This window comes from Halomonas sp. MS1, from assembly GCF_024182575.1.
Lineage (GTDB): Bacteria > Pseudomonadota > Gammaproteobacteria > Pseudomonadales > Halomonadaceae > Vreelandella.
The window spans coordinates 1,749,363-1,771,258 of the sequence record NZ_CP098926.1; the positions used below are offsets into that span (position 1 = coordinate 1,749,363).

20 protein-coding genes are annotated in these 21,896 nt (G+C 54.5%); 7 read left to right on the forward strand and 13 right to left on the reverse strand.

Features of this window, described 5'->3' with window-relative positions; all coding sequences use genetic code 11:
- Positions 1–24 precede the first annotated feature (24 nt).
- Genes NF683_RS07840 through NF683_RS07850 form a run of 3 tightly spaced genes read left to right on the forward strand, consistent with a single transcriptional unit; the run spans position 25 to position 2,364 of the window.
- Positions 25–684, forward strand: a complete 660-nt coding sequence (locus NF683_RS07840; RefSeq protein ID WP_089040040.1) for a single-stranded DNA-binding protein — start codon at positions 25–27, stop codon at positions 682–684.
- A gap of 58 nt (positions 685–742) precedes the next feature.
- Complete coding sequence (locus NF683_RS07845; RefSeq protein WP_089040039.1) at positions 743–1,633, forward strand: sugar nucleotide-binding protein; 891 nt, start codon at positions 743–745, stop codon at positions 1,631–1,633.
- Positions 1,630–2,364 carry a lysophospholipid acyltransferase family protein gene (locus NF683_RS07850; RefSeq protein WP_089040038.1) on the forward strand — a complete coding sequence of 245 codons (735 nt, stop codon included), beginning with the start codon at positions 1,630–1,632 and terminating at the stop codon, positions 2,362–2,364. The genes NF683_RS07845 and NF683_RS07850 overlap by 4 nt, the downstream gene beginning before the upstream one ends.
- Positions 2,365–2,450: 86 nt before the next feature.
- On the opposite strand, the gene fabB is transcribed toward NF683_RS07850, so the two are convergent.
- Both fabB and fabA read right to left on the reverse strand, forming a co-directional pair.
- Positions 2,451–3,668: a beta-ketoacyl-ACP synthase I gene (fabB, locus tag NF683_RS07855; RefSeq protein WP_089040037.1), complete on the reverse strand. Its 1,218-nt coding sequence runs from the start codon at positions 3,666–3,668 to the stop codon at positions 2,451–2,453.
- Between the two features lie 12 nt (positions 3,669–3,680).
- On the reverse strand, positions 3,681–4,196 hold the full coding sequence (fabA, locus tag NF683_RS07860) for a 3-hydroxyacyl-[acyl-carrier-protein] dehydratase FabA (RefSeq protein WP_038480285.1): 516 nt from the start codon (positions 4,194–4,196) through the stop codon (positions 3,681–3,683).
- 276 nt (positions 4,197–4,472) lie between these two features.
- Here fabA and NF683_RS07865 point away from each other — a divergent pair, with 276 nt between their 5' ends.
- Entirely contained in the window at positions 4,473–6,314 is a 1,842-nt protein-coding gene (locus NF683_RS07865; RefSeq protein ID WP_253921683.1) for a putative bifunctional diguanylate cyclase/phosphodiesterase, read from the forward strand.
- 28 nt (positions 6,315–6,342) lie between these two features.
- On the opposite strand, the gene NF683_RS07870 is transcribed toward NF683_RS07865, so the two are convergent.
- The 9 genes from NF683_RS07870 to NF683_RS07910 all read right to left on the reverse strand — a co-directional run bounded on the left by NF683_RS07870 (position 6,343) and on the right by NF683_RS07910 (position 15,283).
- The gene (locus NF683_RS07870; RefSeq protein WP_089040035.1) at positions 6,343–6,861 is read right to left on the reverse strand and encodes a DUF2878 family protein; all 519 of its coding nucleotides are present in this window, start codon (positions 6,859–6,861) and stop codon (positions 6,343–6,345) included.
- On the reverse strand, positions 6,862–8,130 hold the full coding sequence (locus NF683_RS07875) for an SAM-dependent methyltransferase (RefSeq protein ID WP_253921684.1): 1,269 nt from the start codon (positions 8,128–8,130) through the stop codon (positions 6,862–6,864).
- Entirely contained in the window at positions 8,127–8,891 is a 765-nt protein-coding gene (locus NF683_RS07880; RefSeq protein WP_253921685.1) for a DUF1365 domain-containing protein, read from the reverse strand. Before NF683_RS07880 ends, NF683_RS07875 begins: the two co-directional genes overlap by 4 nt.
- Complete coding sequence (locus NF683_RS07885) at positions 8,888–10,243, reverse strand: NAD(P)/FAD-dependent oxidoreductase (RefSeq protein ID WP_253921686.1); 1,356 nt, start codon at positions 10,241–10,243, stop codon at positions 8,888–8,890. Before NF683_RS07885 ends, NF683_RS07880 begins: the two co-directional genes overlap by 4 nt.
- Complete coding sequence (locus tag NF683_RS07890) at positions 10,240–11,025, reverse strand: SDR family NAD(P)-dependent oxidoreductase (RefSeq protein WP_253921687.1); 786 nt, start codon at positions 11,023–11,025, stop codon at positions 10,240–10,242. Before NF683_RS07890 ends, NF683_RS07885 begins: the two co-directional genes overlap by 4 nt.
- 58 nt (positions 11,026–11,083) lie before the next feature.
- On the reverse strand, positions 11,084–11,515 hold the full coding sequence (locus tag NF683_RS07895; protein ID WP_253921688.1) for a nuclear transport factor 2 family protein: 432 nt from the start codon (positions 11,513–11,515) through the stop codon (positions 11,084–11,086).
- Between the two features lie 105 nt (positions 11,516–11,620).
- Entirely contained in the window at positions 11,621–13,033 is a 1,413-nt protein-coding gene (gene phrB, locus NF683_RS07900) for a deoxyribodipyrimidine photo-lyase (RefSeq protein WP_089040029.1), read from the reverse strand.
- A 43-nt stretch (positions 13,034–13,076) separates the two neighbouring features.
- Positions 13,077–13,997: a MerR family transcriptional regulator gene (locus tag NF683_RS07905; RefSeq protein ID WP_198361381.1), complete on the reverse strand. Its 921-nt coding sequence runs from the start codon at positions 13,995–13,997 to the stop codon at positions 13,077–13,079.
- Positions 13,998–14,218: 221 nt separating this feature from the next.
- Positions 14,219–15,283, reverse strand: coding sequence for an NAD(P)/FAD-dependent oxidoreductase (locus NF683_RS07910; RefSeq protein WP_253921689.1), 1,065 nt, complete (start codon positions 15,281–15,283; stop codon positions 14,219–14,221).
- Between the two features lie 176 nt (positions 15,284–15,459).
- Between NF683_RS07910 and NF683_RS07915 the strand changes: the two genes are divergently transcribed.
- Positions 15,460–16,362 (forward strand): TIGR01777 family oxidoreductase, encoded by a 903-nt coding sequence (locus NF683_RS07915; RefSeq protein ID WP_253921690.1) that lies wholly within the window; start codon positions 15,460–15,462, stop codon positions 16,360–16,362.
- Positions 16,363–16,372: 10 nt separating this feature from the next.
- Here NF683_RS07915 and rapA read toward each other — a convergent pair whose 3' ends face one another.
- Both rapA and NF683_RS07925 read right to left on the reverse strand, forming a co-directional pair.
- On the reverse strand, positions 16,373–19,318 hold the full coding sequence (rapA, locus tag NF683_RS07920) for an RNA polymerase-associated protein RapA (RefSeq protein WP_253921691.1): 2,946 nt from the start codon (positions 19,316–19,318) through the stop codon (positions 16,373–16,375).
- A gap of 114 nt (positions 19,319–19,432) precedes the next feature.
- On the reverse strand, positions 19,433–20,236 hold the full coding sequence (locus tag NF683_RS07925) for a TlpA disulfide reductase family protein (protein WP_089040024.1): 804 nt from the start codon (positions 20,234–20,236) through the stop codon (positions 19,433–19,435).
- Positions 20,237–20,302: 66 nt separating this feature from the next.
- Here NF683_RS07925 and NF683_RS07930 point away from each other — a divergent pair, with 66 nt between their 5' ends.
- Together NF683_RS07930 and NF683_RS07935 are read left to right on the forward strand one after the other, a co-directional pair.
- On the forward strand, positions 20,303–20,548 hold the full coding sequence (locus NF683_RS07930) for a hypothetical protein (RefSeq protein ID WP_253921692.1): 246 nt from the start codon (positions 20,303–20,305) through the stop codon (positions 20,546–20,548).
- Positions 20,549–20,645: 97 nt separating this feature from the next.
- The gene (locus NF683_RS07935) at positions 20,646–21,854 is read left to right on the forward strand and encodes an ABC transporter substrate-binding protein (protein ID WP_089040022.1); all 1,209 of its coding nucleotides are present in this window, start codon (positions 20,646–20,648) and stop codon (positions 21,852–21,854) included.
- Positions 21,855–21,896: the final 42 nt, after the last annotated feature.

Below are 21,896 nucleotides of genomic sequence, written 5' to 3' on the forward strand. Positions count from 1 at the left end.
ACCGATTATTGAAAGGAGCGACCTATGGCGCGCGGTATTAACAAAGTCATCTTGATTGGTAATCTGGGCCAAGACCCTGAAGTACGCTTTACGCCCTCAGGAACGGCGGTAGCAAACCTGAATTTGGCGACGTCTGACACCTGGATGGACCGCCAAAGCGGACAGCGCCAAGAGCGTACCGAGTGGCACCGTATTGTGTTGTTCAATAAAACCGCTGAGATTGCCCAGCAGTACCTGAAAAAGGGCTCTAAGGTATACATTGAAGGTCGCCTACAAACCCGTAAGTGGCAAGACCAAAACGGTCAAGATCGCTACAGCACGGAAATTGTGGCCAACGATATGCAGATGCTAGATAGCCGTGGCGGCGATTTCCAGGGTGGCGGAGCCCCTCAAGGGGGTTACGCACAGAATAACCCTGCGCAAGGTGCGCCGGCCCAGCAGCAACCCGCGCCGCAGCACCCAGCTCCTCAGCATGCGGCCCCTCAGGGTCATCAGGGTGGCGGTATGCCTCAGCAGGGTGGTTACCCTCCCCAGGGCGGTGCTCCTCAAGGTAACTATGGCGGCGCGCCCCAGCCTGCTCGTGGACCACAGCACAACCAGCCAGCCCCGGCTAATCAAAACAGCAATTATGGGGCCCCCGACCCAGGCAACTTCGATGATTTTGACGACGAAATTCCGTTCTGATCGCCTGAACTGAATAGTTCGCCACATTACTGGGGTTAGGTGAGAGGGAGGTTCTGCTGTGAAGCTGCTGATACTAGATGCGGGGCACTGCTTAAGTTTGGCATTAGCCCGAGAAGCCAGTCGTAGAACGGATACTGAGCTTGTTATTGAGCAGGGTACTACGATTACCTCCGCTCAACTCCAGGCGATAACACCTGATGCGGTGATTATCCCCCCATTAGCGCACCCGCTCAGTATGGCACCTGCCGATGTAATGGCGCACGCCGATGCCGTTGATGCCTGCGTCGATGCATGCCAAGCACAAGGCATTGCGTTGGTGTGGTGTGTTTCAGACCAACTTTACGAAGACGGTTTTGAGATCCCCATCGATGAACATGTGGTGCCTGCCCCCCGGGATGACAGCCTGCGCCGCTTAGTGCAAGCGGGCGATCGTATTCGTGCTGAGTATCACCGGCATCTCATTGTTCGCTTAGGCCCCTTGTTTGCGCTGGAAGGCAGCCATGCGTGGCTAAACGAAATAATCGACAGCTTGATGATTGGGCAGTCTGCTCGCGCCGCTGAAGATGTCATTTTTTGCCCTACGTCTGCCGATGCTGTCGCCATGGCGTTGATAGGCATGCTGCAGCAGCAAGCCTGTGGGGCCGAGGCTTGGGGGGCTTACCACTTAGCGGGCACCGAGCCTGTCAGTGCGTTTACGTTTACCTCAATGGTTCGCACCCAACTGGCAACCCATCTGGAAGGTCGCGGCGAAAGTGTCGCCCTTGGCGAAGTGCAAGCACTTAATCATCACCATGATGCCAAGCTGCGGCGAGTCCTTAATTGCCGCCGTGTACTCGATGTTTTTGGTGTCCACCAAAAGCCATGGCGGCTGGAGGTAGGGCGAATGCTGGATGCGTGGTGTTTGCTGCGGGAACAACAGCAGGGCGAAGGGACAGGAGAGTTGGCTTGATCAATCTGGTTCGCAGCTTGGTTTTTTATGTGGGATATTTTTCTGCCATGCTGTTGATTGGCATTCTTTTTTTGCCAATTGCACCGTTTTTGCCGTTGGCTGCCCGTTATCGTTTGCTAAACCTCTATAACCATTTTTTGATGGCGTGGTTCAAAGTTGCGTGTGGCGTGCGATACGACATTCAGGGGCGAGAAAATATTCCGGCGGGCCCCTGTGTGATCCAGGCTAACCACCAATGTGAGTGGGAAACGGTGTTTCTGCAGGTGATGAAGCCACCCGTTTGCACGGTATTAAAGCAGGAGTTATTGCGACTGCCTATTTTTGGTTGGGGGTTACGTCTGTTACGGCCGATTAGTCTGGACCGCTCGAAGCCTGCCCGCGCTATGAAACAGGTGTTGACGCAGGGTGTCGCGCGACTGGGAACGGGGCTTTCAGTGCTTATTTTTCCAGAGGGAACGCGTGTCGACCCAGGAGTCCGAAAGCGCTACAACAAGAGTGGTAGCGTGGTGGCCTGCCGAGCAGGCGTGCCGGTGCTGCCAGTGGCGCATAATGCTGGTGAGCGCTGGCCTGGTCGCCATTGGGTAAAGCGCCCCGGCGTGCTTCGGGTCCGTATTGGTGCGCCTATTGAAACTGCAGGCCGTACCCCCGATGAGGTACTGGTGGATGTTGAAGCCTGGATTGAAGGGCAGTTGCAAGAGATTTCAGAGGTGCCACGGCCAGCTTCTCGTTAAGTTAAGCAACCTTTCGATGAACATAAAAACGGCGCCTTAAGGCGCCGTTTTTATAGCGTATTGCACATGCACTGCATGGCTAGGAATTAGCCATTAAAGCGCTGGAAAACCAAGCAAGCGTTAGTGCCGCCAAACCCAAAGCTGTTGGAAAGCACACGGTCGATGGTAACGCCATCACGTCGCTCTCTAACGATGTCGAACCCATCCGCCTGCTCATCAAGATGCTCGATATTAGCTGAGGCAGCGACGAAGTCATTTTGCATCATTAGCAGCGAATAAATCGCTTCTTGAACGCCGGTTGCGCCTAACGAGTGGCCGGTAAGCGACTTGGTTGAGCTCATAGCAGGTGTGGTATTGCCAAACACCTCACGGATCGCCTTCAGTTCAGCCACATCGCCGACCGGCGTAGACGTGCCGTGGGTGTTAATATAATCAATATCACCCTCAACCGTCGCCATGGCCTGACGCATGCAACGCGTCGCACCTTCCCCGGAAGGGGCAACCATATCGTGGCCGTCGGAGGTGGCGCCGTAGCCCACCAATTCGCCGTATATCTTGGCGCCGCGGGCTTTAGCATGCTCCAGCTCTTCAAGCACTAACATGCCACCGCCACCAGCAATGACAAACCCATCGCGCGCTTGATCATAAGGGCGAGAGGCTTTCTCAGGCGTATCGTTGTAATGAGTTGAAAGGGCACCCATCGCATCAAATAAGCAAGAAAGGGTCCAGTGCTCTTCTTCGCCACCACCGGCAAACACGATATCCTGCTTACCAAGCTGGATTTGTTCCATCGCACTACCAATGCAGTGAGCAGACGTCGCGCAGGCGGATGAGATAGAGAAATTAACGCCTTTAATCTTAAATGGCGTTGCCAAGCATGCCGACACGGTGCTGCCCATAGTGCGGGTAACACGGTATGGCCCCACACGACGTAGGCCTTTTTCGCGCATGACATCGGCGGCTTCTACCTGATTCGCGCTGGATGCCCCGCCAGACCCGGCTATAAGCCCAGTCCGTTCGTTGGACACCTGCTCTTCAGAGAGCCCCGAATCTTCAATGGCTTGTGCCATAGACACATAGGCATACGCTGCCGCGTCGCCCATAAATCGGCGAAGTTTGCGGTCAATGAGGGAATCAAGGTCGATGTCGACGCTACCCGCTACATGGCTACGGAAGCCGCGTTCGGCGTACTCTTCCTTAAAACGAATACCGCTGCGCCCGTTTTTGAGCGCGTCTAAGACCTGTTGCTGGTCGTTGCCTAAGCACGATACGATGCCAAGGCCGGTGACTACCACTCGTCGCATGGGAGCCTCCTGTCAGAAATTCGCAGTGGAGGTGAATAGGCCAACGCGCAAATCATTAGCCTGGTATATATCGCGTCCGTCGACGGATACAGTGCCGTCGGCGATGCCTAGAATAAGCCGACGGGTAATAATGCGCTTCACATTAATGTGATATGTCACTTTTTTCGCGTCGGGTAGAATTTGGCCGCTGAATTTTACGTCGCCACAGCCCAGTGCACGTCCACGGCCTGGGTGGCCAAGCCAACCCAGGTAGAAACCCACAAGCTGCCACATGGCATCTAGCCCCAAACAGCCTGGCATGACTGGGTCGCCGGGGAAGTGGCAATCAAAAAACCACAGGTCCGGGGTGATGTCCAGTTCGGCGATTAGCTCGCCTTTACCATGCACACCACCTTCTTCGTGAATGTGCATGATGCGGTCAAGCATCAGCATATTGGGAGCCGGAAGCTGTGCGTTGCCTGGGCCGAATAGCTCGCCGCGCGAGCAGGCCAGCAGTTCTTCGCGATCAAAGGAATGTTGCTTGGTCACTGAATCGTTCCGAGTATCAAGATGGTAGTTGGGTCTAGTCTACTTCCCGAAACCTCTGAATGCACGTTGTTGGGCACTTATCGTGTTTTCTCTACAGCTTTTTACCTGCCTGCCGATAGAGGTTGTGAGTATTTCGTTATTTCAAATACGCGATTCTGCACAATAAACGCCCTATTGACGTAATATGGTGTATCCATGTTTTTTTGTTAAGCGGCATGATGCCAGATCTGTAACCCATGCCCTGTTTGGCTCATTTATAGGACACACTAAACCGCCATGTGGCTGCCTGTTTCTCTTAATCGTCCGCTGGTATGGATGGCGTTAATAGCGCTGCCCGCTTGTGTATGGGTGCCTGACTCGGCGTTACGTATGGTGGCGGCCAGCTTGGTTGCATTTGGTATGTGGGATGCTTGGAACCAAATACGCCAACAATATTTACGGCTACGCCTTTCGCAAGATGCCATAGGGTTGGCGAGTGACGCCATTGTCATCAGCGATGTGCATAATCGCGTCTTGACGGTCAATCCGGCCTTTACTCAAATTACCGGCTTCGAAAGTCAGGAAATGATTGGCCGTAAGCTAGAGACGTTAGCGGCTCAGCGCCACGATAAAGCGTTTTATCGGACGTTTTGGAGCACGTTAAAGGCGACTGGCCGTTGGGAGGGCGAGATGTGGAATCGCCGCAAGCACGGTGATGAGTACCCCGAGTGGCTAAAGGTCCGTGCGGTTACTGACAAACGCGGCAAGATTACTCACTTTATCAGTCTCTTTACCGATATTTCCTCCCAAAAAGCCCGCGAGCGTGATTTGCGCCGAATTGGTTATGAAGACCCGCTAACGGGGTTGCCAAACCGACGCCGCTTACACGATCTGATGTCCTCTCGGCTGCGCCATCTGCGTGCGGGTGAAAGCTTGGATATGGCGTTGATTGATATTGACGGGCTCAAGTCGGTGAATGACAGCTTAGGGGTCGAGCAGGGCGACCGCTTGTTAGCGCGCTTTGCCCAACGGTTAACAGGCTATATGGCTGGCAGCGTAGTGGGTAGGTTGGGTGGTGATGAATTTATGGTGATTCGCACGACCACCTTCGACGACCATGATCAGTGGGTAGCGACCCTGCGTGAGCACATGAGCCGACCATTCGAAATAAAAGATCAATCGCTACGTCTGGGGTTAACGATAGGTAGCTGTCGCGCCCCTGAAGATGGCAATGATTCCGGCGTGCTGTTTCAGCGGCTAGAGTCTGCCTTATATAGTGCCAAGCGCTTAGGGCGTAATCTCAGCCAGCGGTTTCGCCCCGCGCTGGATAAACAAGATAACCCCCAGCTTGCTCTGGTCAGCGATTTGCGGGCCGCGTTGATATCCGGTGACCAGTTGGAGCTGCATTACCAAACGCAGCATCACCCAGGAACTGGCGATTTAGTGGGCATGGAAGCGCTGCTGCGCTGGCGTCACCCTGAGGATGGCATGATCTCGCCAGGCGACTTTATACCGCTTGCTGAACGTCATGGACTGATGGCCGAACTCGGTAGTTGGGTGATCGAAAAAGCCTGTGCCCAGCAGGCGCATTGGCAATACAGCGGTATGCCAAAAGTGACGGTATGGGTCAATATTTCTGCGCTGCAGCTTTTTCAGGGAGACCTGGAAACTCAGCTGTCTAGTTGTTTAGAACGCTACCAGCTAAAAACGTCGCAAATTGGCTTGGAATTGACAGAGTCTGTTTTGCTGGACGAGCGTGCCGGGGATATGGGGCCTCGCCTGCAGGCGCTGCGTAACCAGGGCTATGCGATTGCCATCGATGATTTTGGTACTGGCTATTCATCGCTTGGTTATTTGAAACGACTGCCGGTAGATAAAATTAAGCTAGATCGTGCGTTTATTCGTGAACTGCCTCATGACCAAGCGGATGCCGCTATTGTAACGGCCGTGTTGGCGATGGCAGAGGGGATGGGACTGGAAGTGGTCGCCGAAGGCGTAGAAACTCAGGAGCAGTGTCAGTTTCTGGTTAACGCCGGCTGTACGTTAGTGCAAGGATTCTATTTTGCGAGGCCCTTACCTGCAGCGGAGCTTGAACAGCGTTGGGCGCCGCGCATACTGGCTGAATCAGTGCCCTCGTGAATGCTAAACGCCATGCTAGAAGCAAGTGTTAATGAACGCCAGAAGCAGCGACCTTGTGGTTAGCGTAACGACTGATACACACACATAGCACTGCCCAAATAATGGCCTGTGCTGGCAGTAACCAGGGGGCTAAGCTAACGCCAGTGAGCGCTGCGCCGCCAACATAGGACAGTGGCCCGCTGACCGCACCGCAAACCGCCGCAATCATTGGGTACTGCCACACCCAAGCAAGCGAGTGAAATACCAGCGTTGCAAACAGCGGCCACAGCATCCAAAGCCACAGTGGCAGTAAACCAGCCACCAAGGTGTGTTCACCGAAGTCGAAACCTCCTGCCAAATGAAGGCCTCCGTCCAACGCTAACCCCAATAGCGCAAACACACCAATAAAACGCCATTCGCCGGGTTTGGCGCAGCGCCAGAAATGCCAGCCTAGCAGCGCACTCCCTATAATGGCAGCTACCCATGATCCCCCCAAAACGCACAGCAACCAGCCCGCTTCGAAGCGTAGTGCATTGAACAGCAAGCCGTGCCAGCGTGGGCTAGCCATTTATAGCGCGCCCGTTAACGGTGCGGGTTTGGCGGCTGGTTTGGCTAGCAATAAGTGGCACGTATCAATAGAGCGCTCAATAAAGCCCCCCTCGCAGTAGCACAAATAGTAACGCCACATACGAATAAACCGTTCGTCGTAGCCTTGCTGCCTTATCTGCTCTAGGCTGGTTTCAAAGCGATGGCGCCACTCGCGTAGAGTGCGGGCATAGTGCTGGCCAATTTCATCAAGCGCTACCACGTTCAGTGAGGTTTTGCGCATCACGCTGGTTAGCATGGCGTGATGAGACGGCAAAAAACCACCGGGGAAAATATAGCGCTTAATAAAGTCCATATCCCGCTTGGCTTCTTCAAACCGTTGGTCTCGGATAGTGATGGCTTGCAGCATAGCCTGGCCATCGTCGCTCAGCAGGCTGTCGACCTTTTCAAGGTAGGTGTTCAAATACTGGTGGCCGACGGCTTCAATCATCTCAACAGAGATCAGTCGATCGTAGCGACCTGTCAGCTCACGATAATCCTGCTTTAGCAGGGTGATTTTATCGTCAAGCCCCTCTTCTTGAATGCGCCGGGCGGTATGGGCGTACTGCTCTTCAGAAATGGTGGTGGTAGTGACATGGCAGCCACGGGTTTTGGCGGCGTGTATTGCAAGACCACCCCAGCCAGTACCAATTTCTAGCAAGTGGTGTTCTGGGCGTACATCTAGCTTTTCGAGCATGATGTCGAGTTTGTAGGTAGACGCTTCTTCCAGGCTGGCTTCTGGATAAGGGAATACAGCGCTCGAGTACATCCAGTGGCGTTGATCAAGAAACGTGGCAAATAGGTCATTGCCAATATCGTAGTGTGCCGAGATATTACGCTTTGAACCGGAAAGGCTATTACGTTGGAAGCGATAGGCAGCGCCAAGCAGCCAGCGGGTGAAACGGGCGCTTCCGTTTTCCATTTTACCGTTTACGTGATCCAGATTGGCCGCAAACAAACGCACCAAGGCCACTAAGTCATCAGCATCCCAGTCGCCATCCATATAGGATTCAGCTGCGCCCACTGTGCCGCCAAACGCGAGCCTTTTCCAGGCGCGGGAGTGACGAATCACAACGGTCACTTGAAGCGGCCCTTCTTGACCCAGGTGGTGACACTGATTGCCTTCAATTAAGGTGATACGGCCACCCTGGAAGGCATCTAATTGAGCCATCAGGCGAGGCTTCAACCAGCGAGTCAAACGATCCTGGTTAACCGGTTGTATGTCAGGGGGCGTAGAACGCAGGGTCGTCATTTTGAAGTTTCCTTGCGCTTAGGGTGGTTATAAACGGGGATGCGCTTCAGCCAGAGGCGAAACGCTTCAAAATGAATTCCCGCCACGGTTTTCAGGCTCATCCAAGGCTGGCGTGCAAGCGTTGCTAGTAGAACGCCGCGTGTCGCTGGCGCAGCCTCTAAGGTAAGCGTGGCGTCGAAATGGCGCTGCCTGCTTTGCCAGTTTTCCATGTGTAGATAGAGCTGATCGCCGGGTGCGTTGAGCTTCCAGCGGTAGGTCATTTCCATGGGGTTAAACGGCGACACATGCATGTCTTTATCAAAGCTTGCATGATGGCTATGACGAGTTGGATCGATCCGACAGGCATAGCAGGTACGCTCTTTCCAGGGCATATTAGTGACTTCACCAACGACAGCCGCCAGCCTGCCAAGATGGTCATAGGCGTAGTACATCGAAACAGGATTGAAGACCGTGCCAAAGGTGCGCAGTTGGGTCAGTACGTAAATCTTGCCACTGGGGGCACTACCCAACTGACGAATTAGTTCTTCGCGTACCGCTGTACGCAATGGCTTATCAGTAGGGCCGAGATAATCTTCGCGACGAAAGCGTGCTAGTGCCGGCCTTCGGGCGCTAAAGCAAGGCACATTGTCAAATAGGCTCGGCAACTCATCCAAGTCGAGCCACGCCATCCAAACGCGGTAACTGAAAGCGTGCTCCTTAGGAGTGAAGCGACGATGGCGCAAGGCGCCGCGGTAAATACGCGAGCGAGGCGCGGTAATCATCCGAGCCCCTCCCCAACGCTGTTAGTGGGCATCAGGTCATGAGCCGGGAGTGCTGTGGGCGTTGTTGGCGGCGCAGCGGCTTCATCACAACCTAGTGCTTGGGCAACCCGCAGCGCGCTCCATACCCCATCTTCGTGAAAGCCATTGCGCCAGTAAGCGCCGCAGAAGTGAGTGCGCCGAGCAACCGAGGATATCTCGTCATGGCGCATTTGCGCTGCCTGTCCTGCTAGTGTGAATTGGGGATGGGCATAGGTATAACGTCCGAGCACTTTCGCAGGGTCAATGCTGTTTGAGTCGTTAAGCGTGACGCAAAAAGTAGTCTCGGCCTCTTTCAATCGCTGCAGAATATTCATGTTGTAGGTAACAGACACCCGCTCGTCTGCTCCTCGACGATCTAAACGGTAGTTCCAGCTAGCCCAGGCGCGCTGCCGCCGGGGCAGCAGCGATGTGTCGGTATGCAGCACGACCTCGTTATCTTGATAAGGCATGGCGACAAGAATGCCTTGTTCAGCGGGTGTCGGGTCGCCGAGCATCGCTAGTGCCTGATCGGCGTGGCAAGCCAGCACCACATGATCAAAGCGTTGTGTGCCTTGTGCCGTGGTGATCAATACGCCGGTGGCGTTTCGCTCAATGCGCGTGACAGGCGTATTCAGGTGAATGCGCGCTGCGTATGGCGCTGTCATGCTGGGAATATAGCGTTTCGAGCCGCCAACTAAGGTATGCCATTGAGGACGGTGGTTAACCGACAGCAAGCCGTGATTGCGGAAAAAACGCACGAAGAACGTCAGTGGAAAGGCGCGTAGATCGCCAATACTCGCAGACCAAATAGCGGCCCCCATGGGCAGCAGATAACGTCGCTGAAAAGCGTCACCGTAGCCATGCTGGTCAAGGTATTGGCCTAGCGTTGTGTTGCTAGGAAGGCGCTTGGACTCTAAGTCAGCCGTTGCTTGTTTGTTAAAGCGCAAGATGTCGCGTAACAGGCGATAAAAAGTGGGGCTAAGTAAGTTGCGCCGCTGGGCAAACAGCGAGCCTAGCGTATGGCCGTTATATTCAAAATCAACATCAGTTTCATGCACCGAAAAACTCATTTCGGTGGCTTGGCTAGGCACTTCGAGTGTTTCTAGTAAGCGTTGGAAATGGGGATAGGTCCAATCATTGAAAACAATAAAGCCCGTGTCGATAGCGTAGGACTGCCCACCGACCTCCACGTCCATCGTGGCCGTGTGCCCACCAAGACGCCCGTCTGCTTCAAACAGAGTGACTTCATGTTGGGAGGATAAGTACCAACCCGCTGCCATGCCGCTAATACCGCTGCCGATAATGGCGATACGCTGTGAAGCCATGTTGCTCATTGCTGTACCTCTTGGCGCCTTGTCATACGTAGGCCGATATGACGACGCAGCGCAGGCGGTAAAATTCCTAAACATTTCACCAGATAGGTGAAGCGACGCGGAAAGTGAATATCCAGCCTTCCTTTGACAAGACCGGCAATGATGGCATCGGCCGCTTGTTCCGCGGTGACTTGCATGGGCATTGGAAAATCATTGCGATCGGTCAACGGGGTTTTAACAAAACCAGGGTGAATGACGCTGACATCAATGCCCTCTTGATCGAGGTCGAGACGTAATGACTCCAAAAAGTAACTGATAGCTGCTTTTGAGGCGCCATAGGCTTCGGCTCTGGGCAGCGGTAAATAGGCAGATGCACTAGAGGTGGCGGCTAGGCGAGCAGGTTTACCCTCTTTGCGGGCAGCTCTTAATAACGGCAGGGCTGCTTCCACGCCATACAGGGTGCCAAACAAGTTTGGGGTGAAAACCCGCTCAATCAGCGCCATATCAAAATGCTGCGCGTCTAGATATTCGCAGGTGCCTGCATTGAATAAGGCAATATCAAGTGCGCCCAGCCATGTGCTGATCTGTTCACCCGCTGCAATCACTGCTTGGTGGTCGCTGATATCAACGGGGAGCGAATAAGCATTGGGATGACCGGCACATAAATCATCGAGCGCCTCTTGGTTTCGAGCACTCAGCACAACATGGTGACCTTGGGCGATGAGCTTTGTGGCAAGCGCTTCACCAATGCCTGACGTGGCACCAGTGAGCCAAATGCGTTGGGGCGTTTTCCATGTGCTCATCATGCTCTCCTGTAATGGCCTGTTAGCATGCAACCTGTATGCAAATAAACGGCATATATCAGCTAATGCGCCGTTTTAACCAACGTATGACACGTCCCATGACTGGTAAGTGTTCATACAACATGGCGCCTGCATCGAAATAGTCGCGGTGCTTTGAAACCCGACCATCCTGTGCAAATGTTAGGGCACTGCATCCCTCGACACGGATCGGTTTTCCCTGGGCTAGTCGGGGATGAATGAACTCCATTGTCCAGGTTACAAATGCTTGATTAGCCACCTGTTGTTGCGTGTGATAAGTAAATTGGCAACGTTCAACGTTTTCGTACATGGTGGCGAAATAGCGCTCTAGCGCCGATCGCCCTTCAATGTGATGTAGCGGATCATTGAAGATAACTTCCTCAGTATATACCTCGTATAGTTTTTCTGTACAGGTATTGTCTAGTTTATTAAAAAAGGCGCAGAAATTCGCCAAAGCTTGGTCGTTAGGCATCACGCAGTCCTGTGGTGGTTAAGAAAAATCAGCAAACGATGAAGCGAGGAGAAAGCAGTCGATCGATTTGCATCACCGCAGCGCAGGCGATGCAAAAGAGAGGAGTTATTTCGAGAGCGCTTTAAAGGCATCCAGGGCACGCTGGCGCGCTGCTTTATGGTCAACGATGGGGGCTGGGTAATCCGTTGGGTTCAGCATGTCCTGGGGCGGCGCATGGCGAGCTTTTTTAGGCAGTGGTTTTAACTCGGGCAGCCAATGGGTAATAAATTCACCCTCTGGATCAAAGCGCGTTGACTGGGTAGTGGGGTTAAAAATACGAAAATAGGGCGCTGCATCCGTCCCCGTTGATGCCGCCCACTGCCAACCGCCGTTATTGGCGCAAAACTCACCGTCGATTAAATGGCGCATGAAAAATGCCTCACCGCGCCGCCAGTCAATCAGCAAGTGCTTACTTAGAAACATCGCGGTGATCATGCGCAGGCGGTTGTGCATCCAGCCCGTAGTCACTAGCTGGCGCATGGCCGCATCGACAATCGGATAGCCGGTACGGCCCTCACACCACGCTTGAAAGCCTTTATCGTCGTCACGCCAGCGGAGCTGCTTGGTGTGCTCTTGAAAAGGTTGGTGACGGCAAACCTGGGGAAAGCCTACCGCAACGTGCTGATAAAATTCACGCCAAATAAGCTCATTTACCCAGCTGGTTAGCCCCGCATCTCCATCGGCCAAGTGGCCACCATTTTCGCTCATCACGGCTTGAAGGCATTGGCGATAGGAGATCATACCCAGCGCTAGATAGGGCGAAAGTTCGCTGGTGCCGCGAACGTTTGGAAAGTCTCGCTGCTGCTTATAGTGCCGTCCACGAAAGCGTAAAAAACGTTCGAGATTGTCACTAGCCGCCTCTTCTCCAGCAGGCCAGAGGCGTTTATCAACGGGGTCATTATCCAGCGATGGAAGCGCGGGCAGTGGGTCGCTATTGATCTCTAGCGGAGATTGCACGCCTGGGGTATCACGTAAGGCAAGCTGCTGTGCAGTCACCTGCTTGTGCCAAGCTTTCGAAAACGGTGTAAATACGCCGTAATAATCGCCTTTTCCGGTCAATAAACTGCCAGGGGCGAAGGCGACGGCGTCATGGTGACCCTGAGCGGTGATCCCTGCTTGTTTAAAAGCATCAAGCACCGATTGATCGCGATGTTGCTCGTTCAGCGCATACTCATAGTTAAAGTGGAGTTGAGTAATCTGGTGCTCGTGGGCGATATCAAGCAACACCTGAGCCGCTTCGTCATAGTGATCAATATCACGATGCAAAAGTGGAATATTAAGCCCGTTAAGCGACGCTTTGAGCGCCGCAACACTGCGTGCCCAGAAGTCGAGCTTAGTCGCCCCGTGGCCATGTGTTTGCCATTGAGCCACGCTGCGTAAGAAAACGGCCACCACGGGGCCGTTGGCAGCCGCAGCGGCAAGCGCGGAGTTATCGTGAATGCGTAAGTCGCTACGCAGCCAAACGAGCTGCAGATTCATGCGATATCCTTATCATCGGTAACGTTAACTAGCATCCGATACCTCAGAGAATTCCCGATTCGCGCAACAAGGGGCGAAGTCGTGAAATGGCTTGCGGCAGGTCGTCGCCTAACATCTGCACCGGACCGTCACGCAGCTCATTTTCTCTTAATCGCGCCACTTCCCCACACACCCCAATAGGAACATTTAACGCTTCTGCGGCCTGGGGAAGTGCGCGACCAATGTAGTCGTCGCTTTCTCGCTGGCCACTGGAAAGCAGTACCATCGATGAGTGCAATCGGGATACGGCTTGAGGAAGGTCCTCCAGCGCTAATGAGCGGTCAAACAGTTGTACGCGGTAGCCCTGTTCGCTGGCCATGAGCGCACACATTAAAACCCATAGCGGGCCGGGGTCATCAGGCATCGCACTTAGCAGGATTAACGGGCCGCGCGTTGCCTGATTGGCATAGTGCAGGCGAATGCCTACCTGGCTACGCAGAAAGGCTTCAAAGGTGCGGCGCACAAGGTCATCGGGCTGGCTGGCCCATTTGGCTTCAAGGGTAAGAATAACGGGCTGCCAGAGCTCATTAATCGCGACGCTTAATGGATAGAGCGCCAGACTCTGGTGGTACAGCGCTTCCAGCTTGGGAAGGTCAACCGCTTCTATGGTGGACTGCAACAACTGTCGTTGGCTGGCCCAGTCGCCAGTATTCGGCGATGGTGTTTCTACCGTTTCAGGTTGATCAAGTAAATCAACCACTTGGCTAACCGGAACGCCGCGGTTTAGCCATTGTAAAATGCGTTCAATGCGAGTGATATCGTCTTGCGCGTATAGACGATGGCCCTTGGGGGTGCGTTGTGGGCGAATTAAACCGTAGCGACGCTCCCAGGCACGAAGAGTGACCGAGTTCACACCCGTCAAGCGGGAAACTTCCCTAATCGGATAAAGCGGGGTATCGGGTGGGTGGGTCGCCTTGATGCTCATGGGCGCCATTGCCTCTTGGTTGCCTGCAAATAAGCGTGCAGGGATCTGTCAATAATTGTCGTGGCGATGCTTCAGCGCCTGACCGGCGGTTTGGCCACATAATCGGGTCGTTATTAATCGTATAGATAGCTAAACGCTATTATAGCCACCTTTGTACAACTTGTGGCTTCTGGGTACAACCTTTCCTGCAGGTGCGGAAAAGTTAAGTTTAGTTTCTAATTTCAGACCGACCGGACTAATAGGGCCTGGCCCAGCTCATCACCTGATAACCAAGCATCCTCGACACGACTACCTTTAAAGCTATCGCCACAGAGTGCTAAGCCACTTGTACTGTATAAGTATGTCTGATGACCTGCCTGTGCTGGCTGAGCATAGCGCCAGCGGTGCGCACCGAGTTCAATGACACTCGGTAGCTCTACATCATCGGGCAGCAGCGATACAAATGCTGCTAGCAACTGTTGGGCGACACTGTCGCTGTCACTCTCAATATGTGCATCGCTCCAATCCAGCTGAGCAAGCAAGCTAATGCTTTCCGGCTGATGTTCACGGCCAGGCTTGGTGTGATTGCGTGACGCTAGACGAAGCACTGGATGCTGTGTGTGAACGGTGTGCCACGCTGATGCTACCTTCGCCATGGGGGGTAATGGTTTCTCGAAAATAACCCAGCCTGCCCAGCATCCACGCTGGGGCTTGGCCTCACAGGCCGCCGCCAGTGTCGGTTCCCACCCTGCTAATAATGCCTTGGCCTGGGGCGGCGGGGCACTGATAACCACCACGTCAAAAGGCCCGTGTATTGAGCCACGGCTATCGTGGAGCTGCCAGCCCGCAGCCGTCTTATCAAACCTTGTAATGTGGGTTTCAAGCGTCATGGAGGCATTAGGTAATGCGTTAAGTGTATCGGCTAGATGACGGGTGACGGCACTCATACGCGGCGCGCCGGTATAACGTAGCTGATCGTCATTGTGTGTTTGCCAGCCGGATGCACTAGCCTGATAACAAGCTGTGGGCCAACTGGCGACACAACCAGCGGCTTGCCACTCGGCTACTTTGTTGGCGAATCGTTGATTGCGCACGGTGAATGCTTGAGCACCTAGGTCCAGTGTCGCGGAGGGACGTCGTTTACTTGACATACGGCCGCCAGGGCCACGCGCTTTATCAAACAACGCCACCTTAACGCCCTGAGTGGCAAGTTGCTGCCCACAGGCAAGGCCAGACAGACCTGCACCGATAATTGCCACTGAGTGAACGTCGGAAAGTGTTAAAGACTCAGGCAATGGTTCAAGCATAGGAACTCGCAACGGCTAATGAAATGTGCAATGGTCAGTATGTAGCATTTGTGTATAGATATCGTACAATAAAATATTATGCAATGATCATTTAGCTGACGGCTATTCCCAGCTTTGCAGTTCAGCGTCGACGCGGGCATACGCTAGCCACCTTAACCAACCACAGGAGTGACACCATGCGGGTATTAATCACCGGAGGTAGCGGCTTTGTTGGTCAGCGGCTCTGCCAACAACTCCTCACCCAAGGGCATGATGTGCAGGTGGTTTCCCGATCCCCGCATCAGGTGCGTGGTAGGTTGCCAAAAGCCTGCGATATTCGTGATAGCGCTCAGGCATTTATGGACACCCCACCGGAAGTGTTGGTGAACCTTGCCGGTGAGTCGATTGCTGCAAAGCGCTGGAGTAACAGCCAAAAAGAGACACTAGTTCGCTCTCGTATCGACAGTACGCAGCAATTGATTACGCTTTGTGAGCAGCTCAAAGCCAACGGGCAAGCGTTACCCAGCGTGATGATTAGCGGCTCTGCGATGGGCTATTACGGCGATCAAGGCGACAAGGTAGTAGATGAAACAACGCCGCCAAACGATGAGTTTGCTCATCAGCTTTGTGCGCAGTGGGAAGCAGCGGCAAAACCGATTGAGGCGATGGGCGTTCGCTTAGCGATACTGCGTATTGGTTTAGTGCTTGAGGCAGGGGGCGGTACGCTGCAGAAGATGCTGCCACCCTTTAAGCTCGGACTTGGGGGGCGTTTTGGGAGCGGCACACAGTTTATGCCCTGGATTCATCGTGACGATCTTGTGGCAGCGATTATGTTTTTGATGAACGAGTCAACGCTTTCAGGCGCGTTTAATGGCAGTGCGCCGCATCCGGTGACAAATGCTGAGTTCACGAAAACGTTGGCTAAGCAGCTTCACCGGCCGGCGATTTTCCCCGTGCCCGCTTTTGTACTAAAAGCGGGCTTTGGAGAAATGTCGCAGCTGTTGCTGACCGGGGCCGATATGCGCCCTGCACGCCTTACTGAGGCTGGGTTTACCTTTCAGTACCCGACCCTTGATAAGGCGCTAGCGGCGATTCTTTAGTCCTTCCGTGTTAGGCGTTGGGGTCGACGGTGATTATCACTCGCACGGAATCAAGCCGTAAGCGAGTGTTTTCTATCGCGTCGCTGAGCGCTTGGCGCTCTTGCTTCAGCGCCTCAAGCTCTTCACTACGAACAGCTGGGTTGTGCTCTGCCAGGGCGGTCAAGCGGGCTAGTTCGGCATCTAACTGAGCTCGCATGCGTGTTTCAGCACTTTCTACGATGCTGGGCAGTTCACGTTCGGCTTCACCTTCCCCCTGAATGAGAAGCGCACGCAGCTGGTCATGGCGGCTCTTGATCAAATCTCGTGCCAGTGATTTGTTCACTTTCTGTAGATTCTTGCCAAGACCAGTGAAGGAGATCTTGCTGGTTAGGTTTGCGCCTGACTCATCAAGCAGGACGCGCACTGCCGTGGGCGGCAGGAAGCGGTTGATGTGCAGCGATTTAGGTGCAGGGCACTGGGTGCGGAACACCAGTTCAGCCATTAAACGGCCGCTGGGAATGGCGGGATGGCGTAATAGCGCCAACGCGGTGTTACCCATTGTGCCATCTAGAATGCGCTCCATCATTTCGCGCAGCAGCGGGTGTTCCCAAGAGAGTCGCTGAATATCGTCTCGTGCAAGTGCCAGCGAACGGCTGTAAGTAGCCGAGAAGCCCTCTTCACCTTTCACTAGCCCGGGGAGCCCATCCAGCATGTGTTGGCTAGGCTGTAAATAAAGCAAGCCATTGCCAATCTCTTGACTGTCTACGCCAAAAATATCCAGGGCGCGCTCTACAAAACGCGGCAACGCCGGGTCTTCATCCAACTCACACACCGCATCAATTACCTGCTGAGCACGGGCAGGGCGGCAGGCGTTTAGTTCTAGCAGTCGGTTACGACCTGCGTCCCGCTCAGCCAATTTGGCGGTGAACATTTCACGGGTTTCATCGATGATCTCATTGAGCATTTCATCATCGAGTAACGCATCGGCCAGAGCATCGCCAAACGCATCAAAGAGGTCGCTGCCAATGCCGTGAGGCGCGCTAAAAGCATCCATGCCTTCGTGGTACCAGCGCAGCAGGCGCTCGCCTGGGCTGCCAGTGAAGGTGGGGGCATGGAGTTCAATGGCGTGGCGCTGCCCTATCCGGTCGAGGCGGCCGATACGCTGCTCCAGCTGGTCGGGATGCTGGGGCATATCAAACATCACCAAGTGGCGGCAGAACTGAAAGTTGCGGCCTTCTGAGCCAATTTCAGAGCACACCAGCACTTGGCAACCGTCTTCTTCATCGGCAAATGCCGCCGCGGCCCGGTCACGCTCCACCAGCGATAGCCCTTCGTGGAACACCGGTGCGTGATAGCCGCCTAGTACGCGCAGCCCTTCGGCAAGTCCTTCAGCGGTTTCTCTGTGGTGAGCAATAATCAGTACTTTGTCATTGGCAAAGCCGCTATCGCTATCGTCGCTAAGTTTTTCCAGCAGCCAGTTTACCCGTGGGTCGATATGCCACCAGGATTCGGTGTTAAGCGGGTCGTTGCTGAGCTCACGGTACATCGTGTCTGGATAGATCAATACGTCCGGGTGATCCATGCCCGTTTCAATCAGCAGCTCATCCAGGTAGTCATCATCGCGTTCCAAGCGACGAAGCACGCGCCGATAGGCCGATGGGAGTTCCAACTGAGCTAGGTGCAGGCGACGTTCTGGGAATCCTCCCACATGACGGCGGCTGTTGCGGAACATGACGCGCCCGGTACCGTGACGATCAAGCAGAGCATCGCGTAACTGAGCGCGAGCAGCATTCTGCTGTTCGGTACTGGCTTCAGGGTTGCATAGCGTTGCTAGCAGCGCCTGACTGTCGCGGTCGTCCGCGACATTATCGACCCGTTCACGGGCCTCGACGGTATTGGGTAGCTCATCCAAGGCATCAATGGCTTGAGCGACAGCGATGTAATGATGCTCTTCGTCTTTAAAGCGTTCGATATCGTGGTAACGCTCGGCATCTAGCAAGCGCAGGCGAGCAAAATGGCTCTCCACCCCCATCTGCTCTGGCGTGGCCGTCAGCAGCAATAAGCCAGGAATATCAGCAGCAAGCTGCTCAACGCACTGATAGCCTGGACCGCTGCCATCAGGGCTCCAGTCGAGATGGTGGGCTTCATCGACGATCAGCAGGTCAAAGTGGCTCGCCAGGGCCTGTTCTTGACGGTGTGTGTTGGCGAATAGCCAACCTTGACTGGCCAGTACTATTTGAGCGCTTTCAAATGGGTTAGCGCTACCGTGGGCGAGACTTTGCTGCTCATCTAGCAAGCTGACCTTAAGTGAGAAACGGCGTAAAAGCTCTACTAGCCATTGGTGGGTAAGGCTGTCAGGCACCAAAATTAATGCGCGTTCTACTCGGCCAGCCAGGAGGAGGCGGTGCAGAACCAACCCAGCCTCGATCGTTTTACCCAGCCCAACTTCGTCCGCAAGCAAGACACGCGGCGCATGGCGGCCTGCCACTTCGTCAGCGATATAAAGCTGGTGGGGAATCAGATCGATACGCGGCCCAGCAAAGCCCAGGGCGCTGTGCTGTTCGATGCGCTGATAGTGGTGCAGCGTGCGAAAGCGCAGATCGAACCAATCATTGCGATCAACCTGGCCAGTCAGCAGCCGATCGCGCGCCTGATCAAACTGCATGGTATCGGCAAGCTTTGCCTCGGATAGCTCACGAGGATTGCCGTCGCTATCTTCGCCAATATAAGTGATTAAGCCGCTGGTCTCTTTGCTATCGTCTACGATCATCTGCCAGCCATCAGCAGAAATCACGCGGTCGCCACCGCCGAACATGACGCGAGTTAAGGGGGCTTGGCGAGTGTTGTACGTACGGGTTTCCTGGCTGGCACTGAACAAAATGGTAACGCTACGGGCGTCGCAGTTAAGCACGGTGCCGAGTCCAAGCTCAGCCTCGCCGTCGCTAATCCAACGCTGGCCGGGAGAAAAATCGCTCATGATGCCTCGAGGAAGTCTACAGAAACAGGTTGTACGCCACCGGGGCAGGTTTCCGGTGGCAACAGGGCGGGGGATTCTAACGCAAAGCGGCGGGGGGATTAAGGTCTATCGTGGTCAATCTTTTAACCAGCGTTCCAGCTGGGCTCGGGTTAACTCGCCAACGTGGACATCCAGCGTGTTGCCCTGGCGATCAAAAAGTACCGTGGTGGGTAGGCCTGGCGCTTGAAATTGTGCCATTAGCGTTTGGCTTGGGTCACGCAGCGCGTAGCGAAAATCCAGTCCCTGCTCGTCTAAATAGCGCACGACGGGCAGTAAGTCCTCGCCTTGGTTCGCGATTACCACACTGACATCGTCACGCTTGGCTGCCTCTTCAAGCAGCGGCATCTCCCGCAGGCAGGGGGGGCACCAGGTCGCCCATAGATTAACGATAATAAGGTCACCGCTTTCGGCCAGCGAAGGGAGATGCACTGCGTTGCCGTCCACATCGTCCAACGTCACCTCCGGCAACGTATCAATAGCAAATTCATTGCCTAAGGGGGCAAGCGTTACCAAGACCAGCCACAGGCTTGTTGTGCCAATCAACATGGCAAGGCCGCCGATAAGCGACAGCAGCCGCTTGCGTAGTGCCCAGGCTGTCCAAATTAACCCCGCGATTAGGCCGCCCAGCGCGTTGTAACCGGGCTGCCATAGCTTGAGCGCCTCGAGCGGTTCTGCGCTGTAGCTTTCCCAGTTGAGCACGACAAAAACAATTCGAGCCGCCAGTAGCCATACCACCAGTAGCCCGTTGAACCAGCGCCCATGCTGAGAAGACGTTAATCCCAACAGATAGCGGCTAGCCAATAACAGCAGTAGCGCGCAGCCGAGGGCATATAGCCTAGGGGTGGAGATCAGCAGTGGTCCAATGGCAATCGCATTCATGATTTTTCCGTTAAGCAGGTACACTGGTGAACCATACCACGCACGTTAAACATTACGGAGATGTCTATGCCACAACCCGCTTTCGACATACTGCGGGCGCTGGCCATTGGGTCGCAGGCGCTGGGTTTAATGCTGATTATTACGCTGGAAACCGTAATGGGCGATGCTGCGCGCCCCTGGCAAGGGGGTGTGCTGGCTGTCATGATCGCGTCGGCGCTTACGATTGCGCTGGTGCGACTGTACCAAAATAAGCGTTACCAAAAACAGATGGCTGAGCGTCGCCAAAATGCGGATGAAGAGGAGGAGCGTTAGAAAGCGTTGCTTGTGTTTTTGGCGTTACGGTTCCAGATTAAGAGAAGTCCCGCGCTGGACAGTCGGGGCACTTAATATACTGGGAGCGACCAATAATATGATTAATAAGCGCACATTAGCCACCGCCGTTGCGGCCTCATCACTCGCTTTAGCGGGCATGGCCCAGGCGGAGGTCAAAGTTGGCTTCTTGGGCGGCTTTACCGGGGGAATTGAAAGCCTGACGCCACCCATTTTTGCAGGTGCTCAGCTTGCCGTTGCGCAGATAAATGAGCAGGGCGGTATCTTGGGTGGGCAAACATTGGAAATGCCTTCCGGGGATACCACCTGCTCGGATGCATCGGCTGCGTCTAACGCCGCAGATCGTATGGTGAACTCTGAGCAAGTCACCGCGATTGTCGGCGCTTTATGTACTGGGGCGACGGTTGCCGCTGCTAATAACGCCGCGGTTCCCGGTGGTGTGTTGATGGTCTCACCTGCGTCAACGGCCCCCGCTGTCTCTGAGTTAGACGACAACGACTTAGTTTTCCGTACCGTGCCATCGGATGCCTTCCAGGGCGAAATGCTTGCTAAGCTACTGCTTGATAAAGGTATCGACTTTGTCGCGGTGACCTACGTTAACAACGACTATGGCCGTGGCTTATCGGATGCCTTCAGTGGCGCCTTTGAAGCGGGCGGTGGCGAAATAGCCGAAAACCTCGCACATGAAGATAACCGTGCCGACTATCGCTCTGAGCTTGGCTCGCTGTCTTCGAGTGGCGCAGACACGCTGGTCGTGCTGGCCTATGCCGATACCTCCGGCCAGACGGTACTGCGCCAAGCCTACGAAAGCGGCATGTTCACCCAGTATGTGGGCGCCGATGGCATGGTGGGGGATAGCTTAATAGAAGCGATTGGCGCAGACGTGCTAGACGGCATGATCGCCACACGGCCTGGTAGCCCTGATCTCCCCGGCACGGACATCTTTAATGAAGCGGCTACTGCGGCAGACATTGATCCTAGTGCCGTGTTTGCTGCCCAAGCTTATGACGCGGCTTTCCTAGTAGCGTTGGCTATTGAGCAAAATGGCAGTGCCGAGCGTGAAGGGCTTTCTGAAGCGCTACGCAGTGTTTCCAGTGCGCCAGGCGAAGTGATACTGCCGGGTGAGTGGGAAAAAGCACTTGAGCTGATCGCAGCGGGTACCGAGATCAACTACGAAGGCGCCTCTGGCTCTCATGAATTTGATGAAAACGGCGACGTGCCTGGGGTTGTTGTGGAAATGGTGGTAGAAGACGGCTCGTTCACCGGCAAGGGCTTGGTTGACCTCTAGTCAAAATGACGCTCTTTAAGCAATAACCGAAACGCCCCAGGC